The 19,640-nt window shown below is 67.4% G+C and carries 19 protein-coding genes and 2 pseudogenes; 12 read left to right on the plus strand and 9 right to left on the minus strand.

Annotated elements, in window-relative coordinates; translation table 11 throughout:
* The first annotated feature begins 113 nt into the window (after window positions 1-113).
* Window positions 114-1,658, plus strand: coding sequence for a DEAD/DEAH box helicase (locus LSF15_RS08460; protein ID WP_232498088.1), 1,545 nt, complete (start codon window positions 114-116; stop codon window positions 1,656-1,658).
* Between the two features lie 155 nt (window positions 1,659-1,813).
* On the plus strand, window positions 1,814-2,317 hold the full coding sequence (locus tag LSF15_RS08465; protein WP_232498089.1) for a GNAT family N-acetyltransferase: 504 nt from the start codon (window positions 1,814-1,816) through the stop codon (window positions 2,315-2,317).
* 9 nt (window positions 2,318-2,326) lie between these two features.
* Here LSF15_RS08465 and LSF15_RS08470 read toward each other — a convergent pair whose 3' ends face one another.
* Complete coding sequence (locus tag LSF15_RS08470) at window positions 2,327-2,908, minus strand: NUDIX hydrolase family protein (protein WP_232498090.1); 582 nt, start codon at window positions 2,906-2,908, stop codon at window positions 2,327-2,329.
* 36 nt (window positions 2,909-2,944) lie between these two features.
* On the opposite strand from LSF15_RS08470, the gene LSF15_RS08475 reads away from it, so the two are divergent.
* The 5 genes from LSF15_RS08475 to LSF15_RS08495 all read left to right on the plus strand — a co-directional run bounded on the left by LSF15_RS08475 (window position 2,945) and on the right by LSF15_RS08495 (window position 6,317).
* Window positions 2,945-3,616: an alpha/beta hydrolase gene (locus tag LSF15_RS08475; RefSeq protein WP_232498091.1), complete on the plus strand. Its 672-nt coding sequence runs from the start codon at window positions 2,945-2,947 to the stop codon at window positions 3,614-3,616.
* Window positions 3,550-4,128 (plus strand): alpha/beta hydrolase, encoded by a 579-nt coding sequence (locus LSF15_RS08480; RefSeq protein WP_232498092.1) that lies wholly within the window; start codon window positions 3,550-3,552, stop codon window positions 4,126-4,128. Before LSF15_RS08475 ends, LSF15_RS08480 begins: the two co-directional genes overlap by 67 nt.
* Window positions 4,129-4,223: 95 nt before the next feature.
* Window positions 4,224-4,835 (plus strand): TetR family transcriptional regulator, encoded by a 612-nt coding sequence (locus LSF15_RS08485; RefSeq protein ID WP_232498093.1) that lies wholly within the window; start codon window positions 4,224-4,226, stop codon window positions 4,833-4,835.
* A complete protein-coding gene (locus LSF15_RS08490; RefSeq protein WP_232498094.1) occupies window positions 4,828-5,559 on the plus strand; it encodes an ABC transporter ATP-binding protein in 732 nt (243 codons plus the stop codon). Before LSF15_RS08485 ends, LSF15_RS08490 begins: the two co-directional genes overlap by 8 nt.
* Window positions 5,556-6,317: an ABC transporter permease gene (locus tag LSF15_RS08495; protein ID WP_232498095.1), complete on the plus strand. Its 762-nt coding sequence runs from the start codon at window positions 5,556-5,558 to the stop codon at window positions 6,315-6,317. Before LSF15_RS08490 ends, LSF15_RS08495 begins: the two co-directional genes overlap by 4 nt.
* Window positions 6,318-6,322: 5 nt before the next feature.
* On the opposite strand, the gene LSF15_RS08500 is transcribed toward LSF15_RS08495, so the two are convergent.
* Entirely contained in the window at window positions 6,323-7,258 is a 936-nt protein-coding gene (locus LSF15_RS08500) for a LysR family transcriptional regulator (protein WP_232498096.1), read from the minus strand.
* A gap of 77 nt (window positions 7,259-7,335) precedes the next feature.
* Between LSF15_RS08500 and LSF15_RS08505 the strand changes: the two genes are divergently transcribed.
* A complete protein-coding gene (locus tag LSF15_RS08505) occupies window positions 7,336-9,084 on the plus strand; it encodes an L-aspartate oxidase (protein WP_232498097.1) in 1,749 nt (582 codons plus the stop codon).
* A gap of 20 nt (window positions 9,085-9,104) precedes the next feature.
* On the plus strand, window positions 9,105-9,515 hold the full coding sequence (locus LSF15_RS08510) for a VOC family protein (RefSeq protein WP_232498098.1): 411 nt from the start codon (window positions 9,105-9,107) through the stop codon (window positions 9,513-9,515).
* 168 nt (window positions 9,516-9,683) lie between these two features.
* Here the strand turns inward: LSF15_RS08510 and LSF15_RS08515 are convergent, their stop codons facing one another.
* Window positions 9,684-10,436 (minus strand): formylglycine-generating enzyme family protein, encoded by a 753-nt coding sequence (locus tag LSF15_RS08515; protein WP_232498099.1) that lies wholly within the window; start codon window positions 10,434-10,436, stop codon window positions 9,684-9,686.
* Between the two features lie 243 nt (window positions 10,437-10,679).
* Window positions 10,680-11,417, minus strand: a complete 738-nt coding sequence (locus LSF15_RS08525; protein WP_232498100.1) for a Pr6Pr family membrane protein — start codon at window positions 11,415-11,417, stop codon at window positions 10,680-10,682.
* Window positions 11,418-11,739: 322 nt separating this feature from the next.
* Between LSF15_RS08525 and LSF15_RS08530 the strand changes: the two genes are divergently transcribed.
* Entirely contained in the window at window positions 11,740-12,756 is a 1,017-nt protein-coding gene (locus LSF15_RS08530; RefSeq protein WP_232498101.1) for a hypothetical protein, read from the plus strand.
* A 47-nt stretch (window positions 12,757-12,803) separates the two neighbouring features.
* On the opposite strand, the gene LSF15_RS08535 is transcribed toward LSF15_RS08530, so the two are convergent.
* Complete coding sequence (locus LSF15_RS08535) at window positions 12,804-13,388, minus strand: uracil-DNA glycosylase family protein (RefSeq protein ID WP_232498102.1); 585 nt, start codon at window positions 13,386-13,388, stop codon at window positions 12,804-12,806.
* Between the two features lie 172 nt (window positions 13,389-13,560).
* Between LSF15_RS08535 and LSF15_RS19040 the strand changes: the two are divergent.
* A pseudogene (locus tag LSF15_RS19040) lies at window positions 13,561-13,626 on the plus strand (DUF488 family protein, N3 subclade); the annotation flags it as partial.
* A gap of 109 nt (window positions 13,627-13,735) precedes the next feature.
* A pseudogene (locus tag LSF15_RS19045) lies at window positions 13,736-13,873 on the plus strand (hypothetical protein); the annotation flags it as partial.
* Between the two features lie 63 nt (window positions 13,874-13,936).
* On the opposite strand, the gene LSF15_RS08545 reads toward LSF15_RS19045, so the two are convergent.
* The 4 genes from LSF15_RS08545 to LSF15_RS08560 all read right to left on the minus strand — a co-directional run bounded on the left by LSF15_RS08545 (window position 13,937) and on the right by LSF15_RS08560 (window position 19,581).
* Window positions 13,937-14,332 carry a hypothetical protein gene (locus LSF15_RS08545; RefSeq protein ID WP_232498103.1) on the minus strand — a complete coding sequence of 132 codons (396 nt, stop codon included), beginning with the start codon at window positions 14,330-14,332 and terminating at the stop codon, window positions 13,937-13,939.
* Between the two features lie 368 nt (window positions 14,333-14,700).
* Complete coding sequence (locus tag LSF15_RS08550) at window positions 14,701-15,681, minus strand: ArsR family transcriptional regulator (RefSeq protein WP_232498104.1); 981 nt, start codon at window positions 15,679-15,681, stop codon at window positions 14,701-14,703.
* 379 nt (window positions 15,682-16,060) lie between these two features.
* Window positions 16,061-18,394, minus strand: coding sequence for a hypothetical protein (locus LSF15_RS08555; RefSeq protein WP_232498105.1), 2,334 nt, complete (start codon window positions 18,392-18,394; stop codon window positions 16,061-16,063).
* Window positions 18,395-18,576: 182 nt separating this feature from the next.
* Window positions 18,577-19,581, minus strand: coding sequence for a DUF6414 family protein (locus tag LSF15_RS08560; RefSeq protein WP_425546091.1), 1,005 nt, complete (start codon window positions 19,579-19,581; stop codon window positions 18,577-18,579).
* Between the last annotated feature and the right edge of the window lie 59 nt (window positions 19,582-19,640).

Raw genomic sequence — 19,640 nt, forward strand, 5'->3', positions numbered from 1 at the left:
GGCGAACGGATGCGCCGACCGGCGCCTTCGCCAATTCCCACCGTCGGGCTCCCGATCTGCCGCTCCGCGCGGCCAGACACCCGACGGTGTCGCATGTCTCGAAAGGCCACCCTGTGACCGACATCTCCTTCAGCACGCTCGGCGTGCCCGCTCCCCTCGTCGCCGCCCTCGCGGCCGACGGCAAGACCACCGCGTTCCCGATCCAGGTCGACACGCTGCCCGACACGCTCGCCGGACGCGACGTGCTCGGCCGCGGCAAGACCGGCTCGGGCAAGACGATCGCGTTCGCGCTGCCCATGGTGGCGCGTCTCGGCACGTCGCTCGCCGGCGGCAAGCGCCGCCCGGGCCGACCGCTCGGCCTCGTGCTCGCTCCGACTCGCGAGCTCGCCACACAGATCATGCAGACGTTCGAGCCGTTCGCTGCGGCCTACGACCTCACGATCACGACCATCTTCGGCGGCATCAACCAGACCCGCCAGGTCGCCGCGCTCCGCGCCGGCGTCGACATCGTCGTGGCCACTCCTGGTCGTCTCGAAGACCTCATGAAGCAGGGCCACCTGCACCTCGACGCGATCGAGATCACCGTGCTCGACGAGGCCGACCACATGGCCGACCTCGGCTTCCTGCCGGTCGTCACGCGCATCATGGACAAGACCCCGCAGGGCGGCCAGCGCATGCTGTTCTCGGCGACGCTCGACAACGGCGTGGACAAGCTCGTGAAGCGCTACCTGCAGAACGAGGTGCTGCACTCGGTCGACGAGGCGAACTCCCCGGTCGCCCAGATGACGCACCACGTCTTCGAGATCGCCGACGTCGACGCGAAGAACGAGCTCGTGAAGACGCTCGCGAGCGGCACCGGCCGCCGCATCCTCTTCATGCGCACGAAGCACCATGCGAAGAAGCTCGCGAAGAAGCTCACCGAGCAGGGCATCCCCGCGGTCGACCTGCACGGCAACCTGTCGCAGCCCCAGCGCGACCGCAACCTCGCCGCGTTCTCCGACGGTTCGGCGAAGGTGCTGGTGGCCACGGATGTCGCAGCACGCGGTGTGCACGTCGACAACGTCGAGCTCGTCATCCACGTCGACCCGCCCATGGAGCACAAGGCGTACCTGCACCGCTCGGGCCGCACGGCTCGCGCCGGCAGCGAGGGCGACGTCGTCACCATCTGCCTCCCCGCGCAGAAGCAGGACCTCAAGACGCTGCTGCGCAAGGCCGCCATCACCGTCACGCCGCAGCAGGTCACCTCGACCTCCCCCGTGGTCACGTCGCTCGTCGGCGACGTCGCGCCCTACGTGAAGCCCGCACCCCGTCCGGTGCAGCAGCAGGGCGGCAGCGGCCGTTCGCAGGGCGCGAACGCCCAGCGCAAGCGCGCGGCCCGCGACGGCCAGGGCGGCGACGCCCGCGGGCAGGGGCGCGGCCGCGGTCGCGGTCAGGCGGATGTCGCACCCGCGACCCCGCGTCGCGACCGCTCGGGTCGCCCGGCCGAGACCAAGGCCCACGCCCCGAAGCAGGGCGGCGGCCAGAGCCGCGGCGCACAGACCTCGGGCGCGCAGCGCGGGACATCCGCTCGCTCGGGCTCAGCCAAGCAGCCGCTGCGCGTCGGCAGCCTCGTCGGGTCGTCGCACAGCACCCGCAGCAACCGTCGCGCGCAGGGCTGACACCCGCACGAGAGTCCGGCCCCGGCGAGTTCGCTCGCCGGGGCCGATCGCGTCCCGCCGAGTCGCCGCACCTGCGGCTGCGGCCGGTGGAGCGTTCCCGATCCGTCGGCCGGCCTCGATTTCGCGGCTGCGGCCGACTGGCTTAGTCTCAGGTCATGAGCACCGAAGTCGTTGCCGAAGTCGTCGTCCGCCCCATCCGGGACTCCGATGTGGAGGCGTTGGGCCGTGTACACGCCACGTGCTGGCACGAGACCTACGACCACCTCATCAGCGCTGCCGCGTTCGAGCACCTGTCGCCGCGACGAATGGCCGAGCTCTGGACCCACATGGCCGCGCGCGGCGAGGAGTACAACCAGTTCGCCGCCCTCGTCGACGGCGAGATCGTCGGGTTCGTCGGCTCGGGCCCCGCGCGCGACGAGAACCCGCCTCGCGAGCGCGAGCTCTACTTCATCTACCTGCTCGACGCCTACCACGGCACCGGTATCGGCCAGAAGCTCTTCGACGCGGCGTGCGGCGACCGTCCCGGCTACCTCTGGGTGGCGAAGGACAACCCGCGAGCCCACCGCTTCTACGCGCGCAACGGCTTCGTCGCCGACGGCGCCGAGCAGCACGTGCCGTTCCTCGGCGAGGAGATCCTCGAGGTGCGTCTGGTGCGCTGACCGCGCCGATCAGGGCAGCGCGCCCACCGACGCGAGGGCCTGCTTCACGAGTGTGCCGCGTCCGCCCTCGAGCTCGGCGTCGATCGTGTCGGTCACTGCTTCCGCGGGAGTCATCCACGTGACCTCGAGCGCATCCTGACGCGGTTCGCACGTGCCGGTGACCGGCACCACGAACGCGAGCGACACGGCGTGCTGGCGTTCGTCGGTGAACGGCGAGATGCCCGGCAGCGGAAAGTACTCGGCCACCATGAAGGGCACCGGGCTCGCCGGCAGCAGTGGGAACGCCATCGGCCCGAGGTCCTTCTCGAGGTGACGGAACAGCGCATCGCGCACGGTCTCGCCGTACATCACCCTGCCCGAGACGATCGTGCGAGTCATCTCGCCGACGGCGTTCGCGCGCAACAGCACCCCCACCTCGGTGACCTGGCCGAGCCCGTCGACCCGCACCGGCACGGCCTCGACGTAGAGCAGCGGCAGGCGCCCGCGCACCTCGGCGAGCTCGAGGTCGCTGAGCCACCCCGGGTTCGCCGGCGGACGCACGACGGGCTCGTCGTCGGGATTCCAGTCGGGATCAGGGGTGCGCACGCTCATGACTCGATTCTGCCCCACCGCGATAGCGTTGAACCCATGACCGCCGTACAGATCGACGACGACGCCGTGCTCTGGTCCGCTTCCGAGGCGGACCGAGCGGGACGCCCCCTGCTGGTGCTCCTGCACGGCTTCAACTCGAACGAGGGCGACCTGTTCGGGCTCACCCCGTACCTGCCGCTCGAGCCCGCGGTGGCCTCGTTGCGCGCTCCGACCTTCACGGGCTACGGATATGCGTGGTTCCCACTGCTCGCACAGGGCCGCGAGGAGGCGCTCGCGGCGTCGTCCGCGTCGACCGATGCGATCTTCGAGTGGCTCGACCGCGCCGTGCCCGAGCACTCGACGATCGGCTTGCTCGGCTTCTCGCAGGGCGGTGCGATGGCGCTCGAACTCATGCGTCGTGATCCCGAGCGTTTCGCCTTCGCGGTGAACCTCTCGGGCTTCGCGATGCCCGGCGAGCGCCCGGGCGACGCGCGGATGGCGCAGCTCGCGCCGCCCGTGTTCTGGGGGCGCGGCACCGCCGACGGGGTCATCGTCGAGACATCCATCTCGCACACGATCGAGTGGCTGCCGAGGCACGCCGACCTCGACAGGGCGATGCCCTCGCGGCCCTGCTCGATGCGCTCGGCATCGACCGCATCCCGGTGGTTGCCGCCTCCGGCGGTGGACCCGCTGGCTACGAGCTCGCCGCGAGGCACCCCGACCGTGTGAGCAGGCTCGTTCAGGTCGACGGCGTCTGCATCCCCGGCCCTATTCCCGGCGCCGCAGCGAGAATTGCAGCGCGGGACTCCCTCGCCCGGGCGCAGCTCTGGCTCCTTCGCCATGCGACGAAGCCGACCCTCGCCGCCCTGCTCAGCGCCGTCGGCACCGATCCTCGAGCGGTCGCGTCTGATCGCGCCGCGAAGCTCGCGGCGATCCCGGGCAGCACGGCGACGCTCGAGGCGACGCTGCGCGCCTCGCTCGGCGCTGCGCGACGACGCTCGGGGATGAACAACGACTTCACCGTCTTCACTCCCGCGCAGGTGGATCGCATCACCTGTCCGACGCTGATCGTGCACGCACGGTCTGACAAGATGGCGCCGCCGGCCAGTGCCGAGTACGCCCACGCGCACATCACCGGTTCCGAGCTCTACTGGATGGACGGATCGCACGTGGCGTTCGCCCTCGAAGCCGCCGACACTGCGCCGGCCTACGTCGTGAACTGGCTGCGCAGAACTGGCTGACAGCCGGCCCGCGTCGCGCGGCGGCGGATGCGATCGGTGAGAGCCCGACCCGAAAGGGCTTGCCGCCCATAATGTTAGTGACTAACATTCTTGATATGGCCACGGATGCCCCAACCAAACGTGAGCGTACGCTCGCCCGCCTCATCGAGAGCGGGCTCGAACTCTTCGAACGCCAGGGATACGACGAGACGACGGTCGCTCAGATCGCGCGCACCGCGGGCGTGACCGAGATGACGTTCTTCCGATACTTCCCCGCGAAGGAATCTCTGCTCCTCGACGACCCCTACGACCCGCTTCTCGTCGCCGCGATCGGCCGCCAGCCGACCGGTCTCCCACCGTTCCTTCGTGCGGTCCGGGGCATCCGCGAGGCGTGGCGCGCGGTCCCCGATCCCGACCAGCCGATCATCCGCCGGCGAGTGCGGATCGCTGCCAAGACGCCGTCGCTCCGGGGTGCGACGTGGAAATCGACGGGCAACACCGAGCAGGCGATCGTCGCGCAACTCGTCGCCGACGGGGCATCCGATCACGACGCGCACATCGCCGCGGCCGCAGTGCTCGCCGCACTCGTGGCGGGGCTCTTCGCCTGGGCCGACGACGAATCGGCCGGGCTCGCCTCGTCGATCGAGCGCGCGCTCGACGTCGTCGACGTGCCCGACGCACTGAACCCGACCGGGCCGGCCACGTCCATGGAGGCGCGCGATGCCTGAGTCACGCGTCGAGTTGCACGGCGTACGGCGGGAGTTCCGCGGGGGCGCCGGCGTCCACGGTGTCGACCTCGCGATCGCGCCGGGCGAGATCCATGCGCTCGTCGGACTCAACGGCGCCGGCAAGACGACGCTCATGCGCCTCATGCTCGGGATGCTCCGCCCAGACGCCGGCGAGGTGCGCATCGACGGCGTCCGCATCGACGACCTCGCACCCGCCGCGTGGGCCAAGGTCGGGCAGCTCGTCGAGAGCGCCCTCGCCTACGGTGAACTCGATGTCCGCGACAACCTGCGCCTCGCGGCCCGGCTGCACGGTGTCGCCCGCGCCGAGGCGTCCGCGATGGCGGACGCCTCGATCGAGGAGCTCGACCTCGTGCGCTACGCACGCGTGCGCGCCCGACGCCTCTCGCTCGGCAACCGCCAGCGTGTGGGACTCGCGGCGGGACTGCAGCACGACCCGACCCTGATCGTGCTCGACGAGCCCACGAACGCGCTCGATCCGGCGGGGGTGATCGTGCTCCGCGAGGCCGTCGTTCGCCGAGCTCGGGCGGGCGCCGGGGTACTCGTGTCGAGTCACCACCTCGACGAGGTCGCTCGCGTCGCCGACCGCATCAGCGTCATGAACGACGGACGACTCATCGGCACACTCGACCCCGGAACGATCGACCTCGAGCGAGCGTTCTTCTCACTCGTGCGCACCGACGACGAAGCACGGAACGCGGCATGAGCGCGATCGGGATCGCTGTCGCCGTGGAGACGCGCAAGGCCGTCGCCTCGCGAGTGGTCCCGTGGACGACGGGGATCCTCGCAGGTGGGCTGGCCGCGCTGACCAGCGGCCTGCTCGCTGCGGCGTCAGCCGGCGACGAGCGTGTGCTCGCGCGCCTCGGCCCGCTCGCCGAAGCCGACGGGTGGGCCCTGCTCGTGGGCACTGCGGCGCAGATCCTCGCCGCCGGCGGATTCGGTGCGTGCGGCATCCTCATCGCCTGGCTGTACGGCCGCGAGTTCGCCGACGGCACTGTGGCCGCGCTCTTCGCGCTGCCGGTGCGCCGTTCGTCGATCGCACTGGGCAAGCTCGTCGTCTACCTGGCCTGGGCTGCGATCATGGCGATCGCGCTCACCCTCATGCTCGCGTTGCTCGGGCTGGCGGCCGGGCTCCCGGCGACCGATCCCGACGGCGCGGTGCAACTGCTGCGTATCCCGTTGCTGACGATGCTCACGGCACTCCTCGCGGTGCCGGCGGGCTGGATCGCGAGCCTCGCCCGGAGCCTCCTCGCCGGCATCGCCGCCACGATCGTGCTGCTCGTCGTCGCCCAGGTCTCGGCCGTGCTCGGGGTCGGCTCGTGGGTCCCCCTCGTGGCGCCGGCGCTCTGGGCGATCGATCCGGAGTCCGTGCCGTGGCCCGCACTCGTCGGCGTGCTGATCGTGCCCGTCGTGTTCGGAGGCGCGACCGCGATCACGTGGGCGCGGATGCAGCTCGACCGCTGATCGCGTCACGCCATCGCGGCGGCGAGCCGCATGGTCGCGCCTGCTCTGGCCGCGAACGCCGTGGCGCTCGCGGTGATCGTGGTCCGCATGACCTCGACGGCCGTGGTCGGCGCGACATCGGCGGGTCGGGCGAGGCTGATCGTGCGCTCGAGCGTCGGTCCGTCGAGCCGTACCGACCGCAGTCCCGGGCGGTCGATGAGCACCATCGCGGGCACGATGGCGACCCCGAGCCCGCGCTCGACGAACCTCAGCACGGCGTCCATCTCGGCGCCTTCGAGCACGACTTCGGGCGTGAGATCCGCGGCGCGGAACGCCGCATCGGTCGTCGCGCGCAGGTCGTACGTCGAGCTGAAGACGAGCTGCGGCAGCTCGGCGACCTCCGCCAGGCCGATCGTGTCGCCCGTGGTGACCGGCGGTGCGGCGGCGGATGACACGACGACGAGCTCTTCGACGAGCAACGGGGTCACCGTGAATCGCTCGGCCGACGAGGCATCCGATGTCGTGATCAAGGCGAGATCGAGCTCGCCGCCGGCGAGCTCATCGAGCAGTCGGCGCGACCCCTGTTCCGAGATGCGGAGTTCGATGGCCGGATGCTCCGCGTGGAACGCGCTGAGCACCTCGGCGACGAGGCTGATGCACAGGGTGGGGGTCGCGCCGAGGCGCACGCGGCCGCGCTCGAGGCCGGCGAGTTCGGCGAGTTCGCGCCTGACCGATTCGGCGTCGGCGAGCATGCGGCGCGCGAGCGGCAGCAGCGACTCGCCTGCGGCCGTCAGCGTGCTGCCCCCGCGTGCGCGGTGGAACAGCTCGGCACCGAGGTCGTGCTCGAGCGCGGCGATCTGGCGACTCAGCGAGGGCTGGGCGAGGTAGAGCTCTTCGGCGGCGCGGGTGAAGTTGCCGAACCGGGCCACCTCGACGAAGCTGCGCAGTTGCTCGAGGTTCATGTCGATAGCCTATGCGCATCATTCTTAGGTCGAAGATGCATTGGAGTAATTGAACAGCCCAACCTAGCGTGGATTGCATGACCCCCTCAGGCAGCACCACTTCAGAGCGCCAGATCTCCACGACCGTTCTCGTGATCGGCACCGGCGGATCGGGCCTGCGCGCCGCGATCGAACTCGCCGAGGCGGGCGTCGACGTGCTCGCCCTGGGCAAGCGACCCAAGTCCGACGCCCACACCTCGCTTGCGGCCGGCGGCATCAATGCCGCCCTCTCGACCATGGATCCTGACGACAGCTGGCAGCAGCATGCCGCCGACACCCTGAAAGAGAGTTACCTGCTCGCCAACCCGCACACCGTCGAGATCGTCACCTCGGGCGCGGCTCGCGGCATCGAAGACCTCGAGCGCTACGGCATGCCGTTCGCCCGCGAAGGCGACGGCCGCATCTCGCAGCGCTTCTTCGGCGCGCACACCTACCGCCGCACCGCCTTCGCGGGCGACTACACCGGCCTCGAGATCCAGCGCACGCTGATCAACCGCGCCGCGCAGCTGAACGTGCCGATCCTCGACTCGGTCTACGTCACGCGCATCCTCGTCAACGACGACGGTGCGGTCTTCGGTGCCTACGGCTTCGACCTCGAAGACGGCACCCGTTACCTCATCCACGCCGATGCGGTCATCCTGGCCACGGGCGGCCACAACCGCATTTGGCGGCGCACCTCGTCGCGGCGCGACGAGAACACGGGCGACTCGTTCCGCCTCGCCGTCGAGGCGGGCGGGCGCCTCCGCGATCCAGAGCTCGTGCAGTTCCATCCGTCTGGCATCATCGAGCCCGAGAACGCGGCGGGCACGCTCATCAGCGAGGCGGCTCGCGGCGAGGGCGGCATCCTCACCAACGGACTCGGCGAGCGCTTCATGGCCAAGTACGACCCCGAGCGCATGGAGCTCTCGACGCGCGACCGCGTGGCCCTCGCGTGCTACACCGAGATCAAGGAGGGGCGCGGAACCCCCAATGGCGGTGTCTGGCTGGATGTCTCGCACCTGCCCCGCGAGACGATCATGCAGCGCCTCCCCCGCGTCTACCAGACCATGCTCGAACTGCAGATGCTCGACATCACGACGCAGCCGATCGAGATCGCGCCCACCGCGCACTACTCGATGGGCGGCGTGTGGGTACGCCCCGAAGACCACGGCACGGATGTCCCGGGGCTGTACGCCATCGGCGAGGCATCCTCTGGGCTCCACGGCGCCAACCGGCTGGGCGGCAACTCGCTCATCGAACTGCTCGTCTTCGGGCGCATCGTCGGGCAGGCCGCTGCCTCGTACTCTGCTTCGCTGGCCGCCCAGAAGCGCTCGGCCGCCGCGGTGGTCGCGGCGCGCTCCGAGATCGCTGTGCTGCTCGCCTCGGATGGTTCGGAGAACGTGCGCGCCCTGCAGCGTGCCATCCGCAACACCATGACCGAGCACGCCGGCGTCGTTCGCGACGAGGCGGGGTTGCTCGCTGGGCTCGCCGAGCTCGACGCGATCGAGGCGCGTATCGCCGACATCGGCGTGCACCCCGACATCGCCGGCTACCAGGACCTCGCCCACGCCTTCGACCTCAAGTCGGCCGCGCTGGCTGCTCGTGCGACGCTGTCGGCAGCATTGGAGCGTCGCGAGACCCGCGGATGCCACAACCGCAGCGACTACCCTTCGCTGGATGAGTCGATGCGGGTGAACCTGGTGTGGTCGCCTGCGACCGGGGTGACACGCGAGGATATCCCGCCGATTCCCGACGAGATCGCGACGCTCATGCGTGAGGTGTCGACGGTGGGCAAGCTCGTCGAGTAGCCAAGCCATAGGATGTCCGGATGCCACTCTTCGACCATCTCGGAGTCTCCGTCGACGACCTGCCTCGCTCGATCGCACAGTTCGATCCGGTGATGCAGGCGCTCGGCTGCACACGGCAGGATGCCGACAACGGAGTGTCCTGGTACAAGGGCGAGGAGGAGCTGATCCTCTTCCCCGCCCGCGAGACCGGCACCGGACCGCACCGGCACGGCCGGGTCGGTTGGCAGCACCTCGCCTTCCCCGTCGACTCGCGTGCCGAGGTCGATCGCCTGCATACGATCGCGCTCGAAGCGGGGTGGACTGCCGTCCGCGAGCCGAAGCCGTACCCGCGGTTCAACGACCGCTACTACGCGTCCTTCGTCGAGGACGACAACGGCATCCGCCTCGAGTTCATGCACAACCCGCCCCGAGAACCGGCTACCGCGGGCTGAGTCTCGCGGTCGCTATCGCGGGCTTGCGGTCGCCACTCGCGACGCTTTCGAGGCGTTGCGGGCCGCGAGCTTGGCGAATGCCTCAGTGAGCTCGGGCGGGCCGACGACGTCGATCTCCGCGTCGAAGCGATTGCGCTGCGAGGGCTATCCACGACCACGACGTGAGGTTCACTGCGCCGCACCTCGAGGTGTCCACCCCGACGGCAGCGGGCCGTCGAACGCCGCCCGTTCCAGGTCCGCTGCCGCAGACCACCCCTGCGCGGCATCCGGAGTATCGAAGCCGCCGCGGGCGACACGGAACCCGACGTCCTCGTGGTGCATGCGCGGCGCACCGCCCCGCCGAACCGACGCCCGTACGCTCCATGCGTCGTCGGCGAATCCGCCGCCCCGGAACACGCGATACGCGTCGTAGCGAGCCGGGTCGAGCAGATCCCAGCACCACTCCCAGACGTTGCCGAGCGTGTCGAACAGCCCGTTGAGGTTCGGATGCTTCCCGCCGACGTCCTGCGGAGCGGTCACGCCGTCGGCGCTCGTCCAAGCGACCTCGTCGAGCGGGCCGTAGTGCGGAAGCGTCGACCCGGCCCGGCAGGCGAACTCCCACTCGGCCTCGGTCGGCAGGCGAAACCCGTCGGCGTCGACATGCCAGGTGACGTCTTCTCCGTCGTACGTATAGGCGGGGTCGAGTCCCTCCCATTCGGATGCCGCGTTGCAGAACCGGATCGCCCGCAGCCAACTCACCTCGGTCGCCGGGCGCCGCGGATGCGACGCCGTCTCGCCGAGCATCTCGGCGAGTTGCGCCTGCGTCACCGGGTACACCCCGATCTCGAACGGCTCGAGGTCGACGCTCCAGCGCACCTTGCGCCGCGCGTCATGGAGGGCGACGGTGCCGCCGTCGATGCTCGCCATCTCGATGTCCGTCACCGAGGCAGTCTCGCACGCCCGGGCTGCGCCGTCAGGCGTGCGTAGCGAGCTCGAGTTCTCTGATGCCGATGCGGCCGAACCAGAGTCAGGCTCCACGTCTATGGACATGCTGAAGAGCGAACAGATCGCCGCGGCCAACCTGATCGACTGGCGCAAGCTGGCCCAGGGACTGCATGCCCGGTACCTGGTCGGCGACTTCGGCACCGGCGCACGGTTCGTCGTCGGCGCCGACGCGAGTGACCTTCAGGCCGGCAGGCCACCGATCCGCGGCCGCGTCGACGCATCGTGGCGAGCGGTGTGCCGCTCACGGGCACGACCGATGCCGATGATGGCGACGCCGAGCAGCACGAACGCCAACAGGTTGCCGCCGATGTACGTGAACGCCGAGACGTACCCGGCGGTGTGCGGGTCGAGGAACCCGTATGGGTACCACCAGGGCGTGCTGCCGTCGGGATTGACCACGCGTTCCCCGCGGACCATCGTGTAGATCGTCCACACGAGCGGATAACTGACGATGACGGCGAGCGACGACCACGGGAGCCCACGGCGTCTGCCGGCGAACAGCAGATCGATCACGAAGTAGATCGGCAGGACGACGTGCAGCGTCTCGGTGGCCCACGAGTCCATGAACGAGACCCAGCCGGGGTCGGTGGCGGCGATCGGGGCCGGATTTCCGCGCAGCAGCACGTTGAACACGATGCCGAGCAGGATCACCGGGGCAGTGACCGCGGCGATCGCCGTGCCGAGGCCGACCGGCTCAGGCGAAGGGCCGGGGTGTCGCAGCATCCATCGCGCCGCGATCGTCAGCACGACGACAGCGAGGATCGACGTCACGATCGTGAACAGGCTGAAGTAGTTCGCCAGCACATCGCCGCGAACTTGATCCTCGCGCGTCGCGCGATCGAGGTTGACCAGAAGTCCGGCGACGACGCCCGAACCCGCGACGATCGCGGCGGCAACCCTGAACCATACCCAACGCATGAGACCCCCCAGTTTCGATGCACGTGAATTCGGGTTGGGGAAGTTATAGACCTCTCGCCACCTCGGTCGCTCGTATTCTGGCACCACTACTGAGGAAACCTCGCTGCGATGCGTTGGTCATTGTGGGATAGCTCCAAACCACACCCACGCAGGACCAAACGGATGTCGCAACCCGTGCGACCACCCTCGAGGCTCCGCGTGAGCGACGCGAGAACCGGGCCGAACTGCCCGAGGCTCGGGCCCTCCTGCCGTGTCATCCCAGTCGTCGTGCGGGTGGCATGCTTGACGCCATGGTCAGGATTCGTCGAGGAGGACGTCCACTGTGAAGATCGTCAGCCGGTTCATGGCGTTTCCTGCGTGGGCGAGGGTCGCGGCCGTCGCCGCCGGCGCAGTCATCGTCGTCGGCGCCGTCTCGATCCCGGTCGCCGCGGTCGCCGTCGACGAGCACAACCGGCAGGTGTCGCTCGAGATCGCAGCGAAGGAGGCGGTAGCCGAGCAGAAGGCCGCAGCCGAGGCTGCGGAAGCGCTCGCCAAGGCGAAGGACGCCGCGGCCCGACTCAACGCAGGATTCGACGGACTCACGACCTCCCTTGCTGCAGCAGTGAGTCCCGACGCCGCGGCGGCGTTCGAAGGCACACGCGTGAAGCTCGCGTTCGCCATCGCGGACGGAGAACTCGAGGAGGTGTCGGCGGCCGTCGCCGGCGTCACCGACGCCCTGGAGGGCCTCGCCGCGAGCGCCGAAGCACAGGCCGAAGCGCTCATCACGGCGAGTCCGCTCGCCGGCGCATCCCGAGAAGCGCTCGCCAAGGCCGTCGCCGAACTCGCCACCGCCGACGATGTCGCGGCAGTACTCGCCAAGGTGAAGACCGCCGCAGACGCCGTCGTCGCCGCGCAGAAGGCCGGCCAGGCGGCGGTCGACGCCGCTGCGAAGGCGCTCGCCGAGGCCGAGGCGGAAGAGGATGTCTCGACCTGGGACGAGTCGGCCGCCGAAGACTCTCCTGCCTACAGCGAACCCGGCGTCGAGCCCCCGGGGGTCATCGGGATGGAGCCGGGCGAGCGTGGAGACTGCGGCGCGAACCCGACGGGCCAGGTCGTCTCGATGAGCTTCACCTGGCAGGCCCGCCAGGGCAACACCGTCGACGTCCACTACGCCCTCACAGACGGCGACTACAAGGCGACGAGCGGCTTCACGCAGCTCGTCGCGGGCGCGGGCCCATCGGGCTCGACGAGGATCCCGGTGACCTGCCCGGTCGGGTCCGAGCCGACCTCGCTCATCACCGTCAAAGTCGTCGCGAGCATCCCGGGCGAGTCGGCCACCGCGTACTACTGGGGCCTCTGACGCGGACTGCGTCGAACACGTAGCGGCCGGCTTCTCGGCAGGCGTGTTCAGTCGGCCAGCGCTGCGGCGACTGCCATACGAAGGTCGGGCACCGTCTCGGCCTCGAACCACGGATTGCGCTGCTGCCACGCGGTGTTGCGCGGCGACGGGTGCACGAGGGGAAAGACTGCGGGCCCGTAGTCGCGCCAATAACGAACCGTCTCGGTCAGCGTCCGCCGTCGGTCGGGCAGGTATGCACGCTGGGCGTGCGCACCGATCAGCAGGGTCAGTCGCAGCTCGGTGAGCTGCTCGAGCAGCGGCGGATGCCATGCAGCGGCGAACACCCGACGCGGCGGAAAGTCGCCCGAGCCCGACTTGCCCGGGAAGTAGAAGTCCATCGGCACGATCGCGAACGCCACAGGGTCGTGGAAGGTCTCGCGGTCGACGCCGAGCCAGCGGACGAGCGCGTCGCCGCTGGCGTCGTTCCACGGGATGCCGGACTCCTGCGCACGGCGCCCGGGGGCCTGGCCGACGAGCAGGATCCGCGATTCGGGTGACGCGGCGAACACCGGTCGCCAGCCGACCGCGGTGAAGGGAGCGTTCTCGGGGTCGGCGATGATCGCGTCGCGGAGACTCTGGATCGGGTCGGTCATGGTCGTGCCGAAATCCTATCCGGCTCGATCCGATCGCTCGGCCGCCGGCTGCGGACTCATGGGGCGGGTGGCCGAATCCGGTACGAATGCCTACCGTTGGCCCATGGCAAATTCACCGGTCGTGCGCGTCAAACGGATCTAGGAGCCCGCCGAGGCGAGCGATGGCAAGCGGGTGCTCGTCGACCGGCTCTGGCCGCGCGGCATCAGCAAGGAGCGAGCCGACCTCTTCGAATGGTGCAAGGCCGTCGCTCCGTCATCCGAACTGCGGGAATGGTACCGTCACGACCCCCGAGAAATTCGACGAGTTCGCCGATCGCTATCGGGCGGAACTCGCCGATGCCGAGCGCTCGGCAGCGTTCGCCGACCTGCAGAAGTGGGCCACGGAGGGACCGCTGACCCTGCTCACCGCGTCGAAGCGAGCCGACATCAGCGAGGCGACCGTGCTCGAGCGGCTTCTCGGCGATCTGGCGGACCCGGCACGGTGACGCCGACGGCGAACTGCTCGCGAGCGTCGGCAGCGGCAAGTCGAAACTGCCGAGCCGTTGGGTTTACGTGCGCGGTTGCCCTACCTTCGCCCGGATCAACGCGACCAGCACCTCCGGTCGGACGCCGGATGCGTTCAGCGTCAGATTCCGATGTGCTGTGGCTGCGAGCTGATGCAACTCGCGCTGTGCGTCGCCTCGCGACCCCCGCAGTTCGGGCTTGTCGATCCGCCACCCGCCGATCTCGTCCGCTCCATGCCGGCGGGCGATCTGCAGGAGGTTATGAATGTCGACGAGGTCTTTGGGCGCGTGCCGCGAGCTGTAGCTCAGGGTCTTGAGAACAAGGGCGAGTTCGACACTCGGCACCTTGACGGTGAGCTGCAACCGCGTCTCATCCGTGAGCGTCACATCGAGGTCGAGGAGGATCGGATCGGCCGCCAGAACCAGGCGCAGACCGGGCACAGCATCGAATCCGCGCCCTCCGAGCTCGACCTGACCGAATCGGTTGTCGCTCGGGACGAGGACATCGATCGCCCGGCCGTCTTGAGCCTCGTACCGGTTCCCGCGTTTCGGCTCGTATCCGGCCCGGGCGAATGCGGCATGCAGCGCCCCCGACGCGGCCACTTGGGTGGAGACGGCTGCATCAGCGTCGGCGGTCCTGCGGATGATCGCGGCTGCTGTCGGAAATGCGGCGAGCAGGAGCCCGACCATCTGGCCGCCCACGACGCGTGCATCATCGATGTCCTCGGTCGCAATCACAACGTCGTGGAGTGCACGGTACGCGCTGTCGTCAGCGTTCGACGTCGACGCTGTGACTGCGGGACGGCGGATCACCGCTCACCCCATTCGCGAGTCAGCTGTTTCACTACGTGCTCGACCGCTTCATCGGCGTCGGAACCCCCAGTGCGCAGAACATCGTGCGCCACGATCAACGGGTCGGCCGTCGATGGGCGTTGCCCGCCGGCATACGCGTTGGCCGTCGACCACAAGGTCGGGTCCGCCGGCACCCGTAGCTCGAGCGTTGCCCGTTCGGCCAGTGTGCGCGCGAAACCCACCTTGGCTAGGTCGAGCCCCGAGTCTGCGTAGATGATCGCTTTCGTGGGAACGCGCCACGGTGCGATCCGGTCGGCGCCGACGTCGCCCGACAGGATCGCATTCTCCGCGCGGCCTGCAGACAGCACCTTCTCCGCTTGGGCGTTCACCGAGTCCAGGGCGAACCAGTTGACTCCGATGCCGCCGGCACCGGGGTACTCGGCCAGGAACTTCTCGGCCAGGGGTCGCACTTTCGCAGCCGACCATCCAGAGGATTCTCTCGCCACGAGCTCACCGAGCTTCGACAGGGACTGGGACACGGCCGCCTGGGTGATGCCGACTTCTTCTGCCAACTGCGCTTGCGTTCGAGGTTCGCGGGTGCGGCACAGCGCTCGCAAGAGCGCGAACCTCCCCCACGGCGTCCGACGGGAGGACTTGGGCAGGGTCGGTGTGGTTGCGACCGCCGCCAACGGCCGGAACTCTTGACCGCCGATCAGCACGACTCCGTCATCGACTGCGACGACGGCGAAACCCCACTCCGCCGCGGCGCTTCTCAACGTGGGAGTCAGCCGCGGCACCACGTACAGCAGCCGTCCGCCTTCCGATTGACGGAGGTCGCGAGCGATCTGCGACGGTGTTGCCGGCGCTTGTCGGACTTTCATCTCGACTGGTCGCCGTCCGTCCAAGAGGAGGTCGACTATGAAGGCACCCTGCACGTCGACGTCGACGCCTGATGCGATGAGCAGGTCGATCGCTCGGTCAGCCGTCACGCGATCCATCCAACCCACCTCCACATAAGTTGATCTGTCAATCCTCAGAATAACTTATGTTGGTTGATCGCGGTATAACTTATATGCAGGCCGTCGCCGGCGGAATGTCGTCGGCTCGGAGCAGCCTCGCTCGCCCACGCGTTGCAACGACCTCAGCCAGAAGCCCGTCTCGTACACCCGAACGCTGTGACGACGAAGGGGCGGATGCCTCGTGGTATGTCCCTGCCCGTCGTCAGGAGGGCAACCTCTCGTCAATTGATCCGTGAACGCGGACGTGATCCACTGCGAATGCTCGTGATGTACTCACGTATTAAGCGCTACGGGCAGCCGCCATAGCACCGACGGCCTCGTCGCCCCAATGGTCACAGCGCATCGGCAAACGCGATCGCTAACCATCAGCTGATCCTTCTGCGGTGCCGTCGACAGTCGGCGGCGCTTTCTTGCGCGGCCTCGGGTAGTTGTCCCACATTCGCGAGAACTCGCTCTCGTACTGACGCGTAAATCGGAGCACCTCGTTCGCATCATCGAAAGCCGCTGCACGCACTAGATACTGTGGTTTCCGTAATGACGGCAGGCCAACCCAGTCGAGACTTGAAGGGCGGGCAAAGGTGTGCCTCAGGCTCCTCGGCCCGACAAAATCCACTCGCCGCCGGCCCCACCTATCCGTAGTCTCCGACGAGGGCTGGCACAGGTTTAGCCCAAAGCCCAGGTTCTCAATCGCACGGACACCCCGCCCGACTGCTTCAAGCGTTGCCTCCATGCCAGCAAGTTCGGGGGAAGTTCGGCGGTAGTGAGAGTAATCATTTCGAACTCTCGATAGAACTAGAGGGTCCAGCGTTCGTTCGACTTCCCTCAAGCCTTCTATAATGCGCTCTTGGCTATGTTCGGCAAGGTCAAGGAATGGGACCGTTGATTCGAACGGGAAACGCTGCAGAGCACTGCGGGTGGCGTAGTCCGGGAAGTCCTGCCGGTTCCGAAGGAGGGCGTCCGGAGCGGCGCGGACGGCCCCGAGCGCCTCAGAGAGAACGCCGAAACCCCGGGCTAGAGTAAACATCGTGAGTCGACCAGTAAACCGCAGTGTCTCTTTTGGTCGCTTCGCAGTCCACTCTGCATAGGCATCTTGAAGGAGTTCTAGCCCTCTGGTTCGGTCAGCTTCATTGTCATAGCTGAAGGGCCGGGGCGCGTTAATGTGATCGCGCAGGAGGGCCCAGGCTGCGAATGCCAGCGTCTCCTCGAGAACCCCTTCCAAGGTGGAGAAGTAGGTGCTCGCTTGCCCCTTGAACTCGTCCGCGTCGCCGGGCCCCGCCCCGAGCCAGCTTTGAACGATTGCCGAGAGCTTTTCATGCTGACGCCAGAACGGGGCGTGTGCATCCTCCGCCCCATCCAGGTCGAAACCAAGTTTCCAGGTGAGGCGCGCGATCAGCTCATCGTCAGATACTCCTTCAAGGTCACCGAGACCAGCGATCTCACTTGCCGCGATCGCGCTGCTCGACCTCGCGAGAACAAGTCGTGTCAAGGCTTCCGCGGGCGTGCGCGTTCGAATGTAGTCATCGAGCCTCACCTCCAAGGAAACCCCATCGAGTGAGCGCAACTGCCAGTCAAGCTCATGACGTTCTTGCTCGTTCTCAGCGAGATACAGCTGCTTGACGAGCTCTCGCTCACGCAGCGTCGGGAGCCCCGGGTCTCCGGATACCGACCGGACACCACGCTCGCCGAGCTGCGGTCGCAGCCGAAACGCACCGGATCTGAGGTGGGCAGTCGAGATCGGTGCGCGTATCTCCCCGGTCGGAACTTTGATATCGCCCGCCTGCACGAGTTGATCGAGGGCAGCAACAAGCGCTTTGTCACTTCGAAGGAGCGCGACCTCAAGCGCACGAGGTCGAGCCAGATTGTCGGCTGACTCCCCTTGCGAACTGAGAACCATTCGAAGCTCGTCGATGCTCAAGCAGTCGCCGAGCAGCGTCACTACTGGTGCGTGCCAGTGGTTCCCAAAATGACTATCCGTGATGCGGTTGATCTCCATTGCAAGACCGGACCAGTCCGCCGCTGGTTCAGAGCTTGACTCGAGCAGCTGCTCAAGCTTGTCGCGCTGAGCGTTGATGCCAGCCTTGTAGCCGGTAGTGAGCACGACCGAATGCAGATCACGACAAACTGGGTCCGAGCAGTGAAACGCGGGTACACGTTTCGAGAACCGCAATGCCCTCTGAAAAGGCGACTGGCTGATACCGCTAGGCCCGATCACAAACCGCCCGTACTGAAAGACTCCCGCGGGAATCTTGTCCAGCAGCTTGATCGTCTCCTCTGTCGAGATCGAGTCCTTCTCCTCTTCGAACTGGTCGGCGAACGCGTCGTACAGATCACGCGAGTAGATGAACGGGAAACGGATCTGCCGATTCTTGATCTGCCGACCGATCGACGCAGTGAGGGCGTCGATCTCAGTTGCACTCACGTCAACAAACAATTCATCGTGGCCTAGGACCAGGGCACACATCAGATGAGCTTCCTTCGCTGGGACTTCCTCCTTTCGAATCAGCCGGCTCTTGAGCGAGTTCCCTCGATCCGTGAGAATGAGCGCATTGTTCAAGTCGTCGGGGATCGTGTAATCGTCAGCGATGATGCAGTCACGGAGGATGTCGAGCAGATCCGAGACGTCTACGAACCTTGACCGCCATCCCTTCTCCGTGTGCACCTCAAGCAGTTGCTCTGCAGTCGCGCCCGCCATTCCATCCCCCTCGGTGATAAGTCAGCGATCAATACGCTATCGAGCAGTTGGCGCGGCGCGAAGGAGTTTCATTGCCCAGAAAGGGGGTATTGCACGTGCTTCCGGGAGTGCGCAATTGCAGACCTTGCGTGTACTTCACTTCCTTGTCCAGAGCTCACTCACTCGTCGGAGCAGACGAGTACCTAGCCCTCAATCGGCGCAAGCGGCTCGCCGATCAATCTGTAGACGGCCAATGGAACGATGGAGAACCCTGGAGCCTGCGGCAGATCCACTAGACCTGCGGCGGACCCGAGAAAGGTGCCCACGACATCGACCAGCTTCGCGCGGTTTACCGACCCGTCAGAGTTCGTAACGTCGTCAACCTGTCCGGGTAACACACGGCTTCCGAGCTGCCCTACTACTCCAACGACGGTCCATTCTTGCTCCCCAAGTCCATATCGCGAAAGCAGAACCTCCGGCGAGCTGTCCAAGAAGCGGCGCCCGGACTCAAGACGTGCTGACACAACTGGGCCCTCCGGGCCAGCGGGACGGCCGTGAAGGTGAACGCCCTCGCCGAACACTCCGCGGACGACCTGGATCATTCCCGCCAGCGTGCCTCGCGGAATTCCCATCAGCGGAATCACTTCCACAGTCGGCAATTCGTCTTCTGGGTAACGCCGCTCAGACTTGCCCGCGTCACGAGCATCACGTTCGGCCTTCTTCTGAGCAGTGGACTTTGCACTCGGTGGAACGGGGCGAGGCGGCTCGCTTTCACTGTCCGCTATTCCAATACTTCCAAGCCCCATCGCGGCAGTTGCCATGCCGACCATCGCTTCGGACATTTGCGATGGATGGAAGAGAGTGGCCGGCGCCGACAGCCGAATGATCCTCCCCGGCCGCGCGATTGTATCGATGTCGTCCCACTGATCGAGCTGAGCCAACAACTCAGATACATCCGTCAGCAGCCCTAACGCTTCAAGGTCAGCCTCCAGATCCTTGAAAACCGAGTCGGCCAAACTGCGTTCGATTGAATCCTGATCGCTCTTGCCGATGTCGCCCTTGATCACTCGTGCGTCGAACCCAAGGCTCTTCTGTCGAGCGGCGACGTTGGTCGCCCTCTCGGGAACGCCATCGTAGAGCTGTCCCGCCAAACCACGAACCTTGTCAGTATCCACGTACAAATACTCACGGAGCAGCAAGGTGGTCACCTATCGCCGTCAGCCCGCTTTGCGCCGCCAATAGTATCCGTTCGTCGTAACCCATCCGT

Origin of the sequence: Agromyces humatus (assembly GCF_021228295.1) — a bacterium.
Classification (GTDB): Bacteria; Actinomycetota; Actinomycetes; order Actinomycetales; family Microbacteriaceae; genus Agromyces; species Agromyces humatus.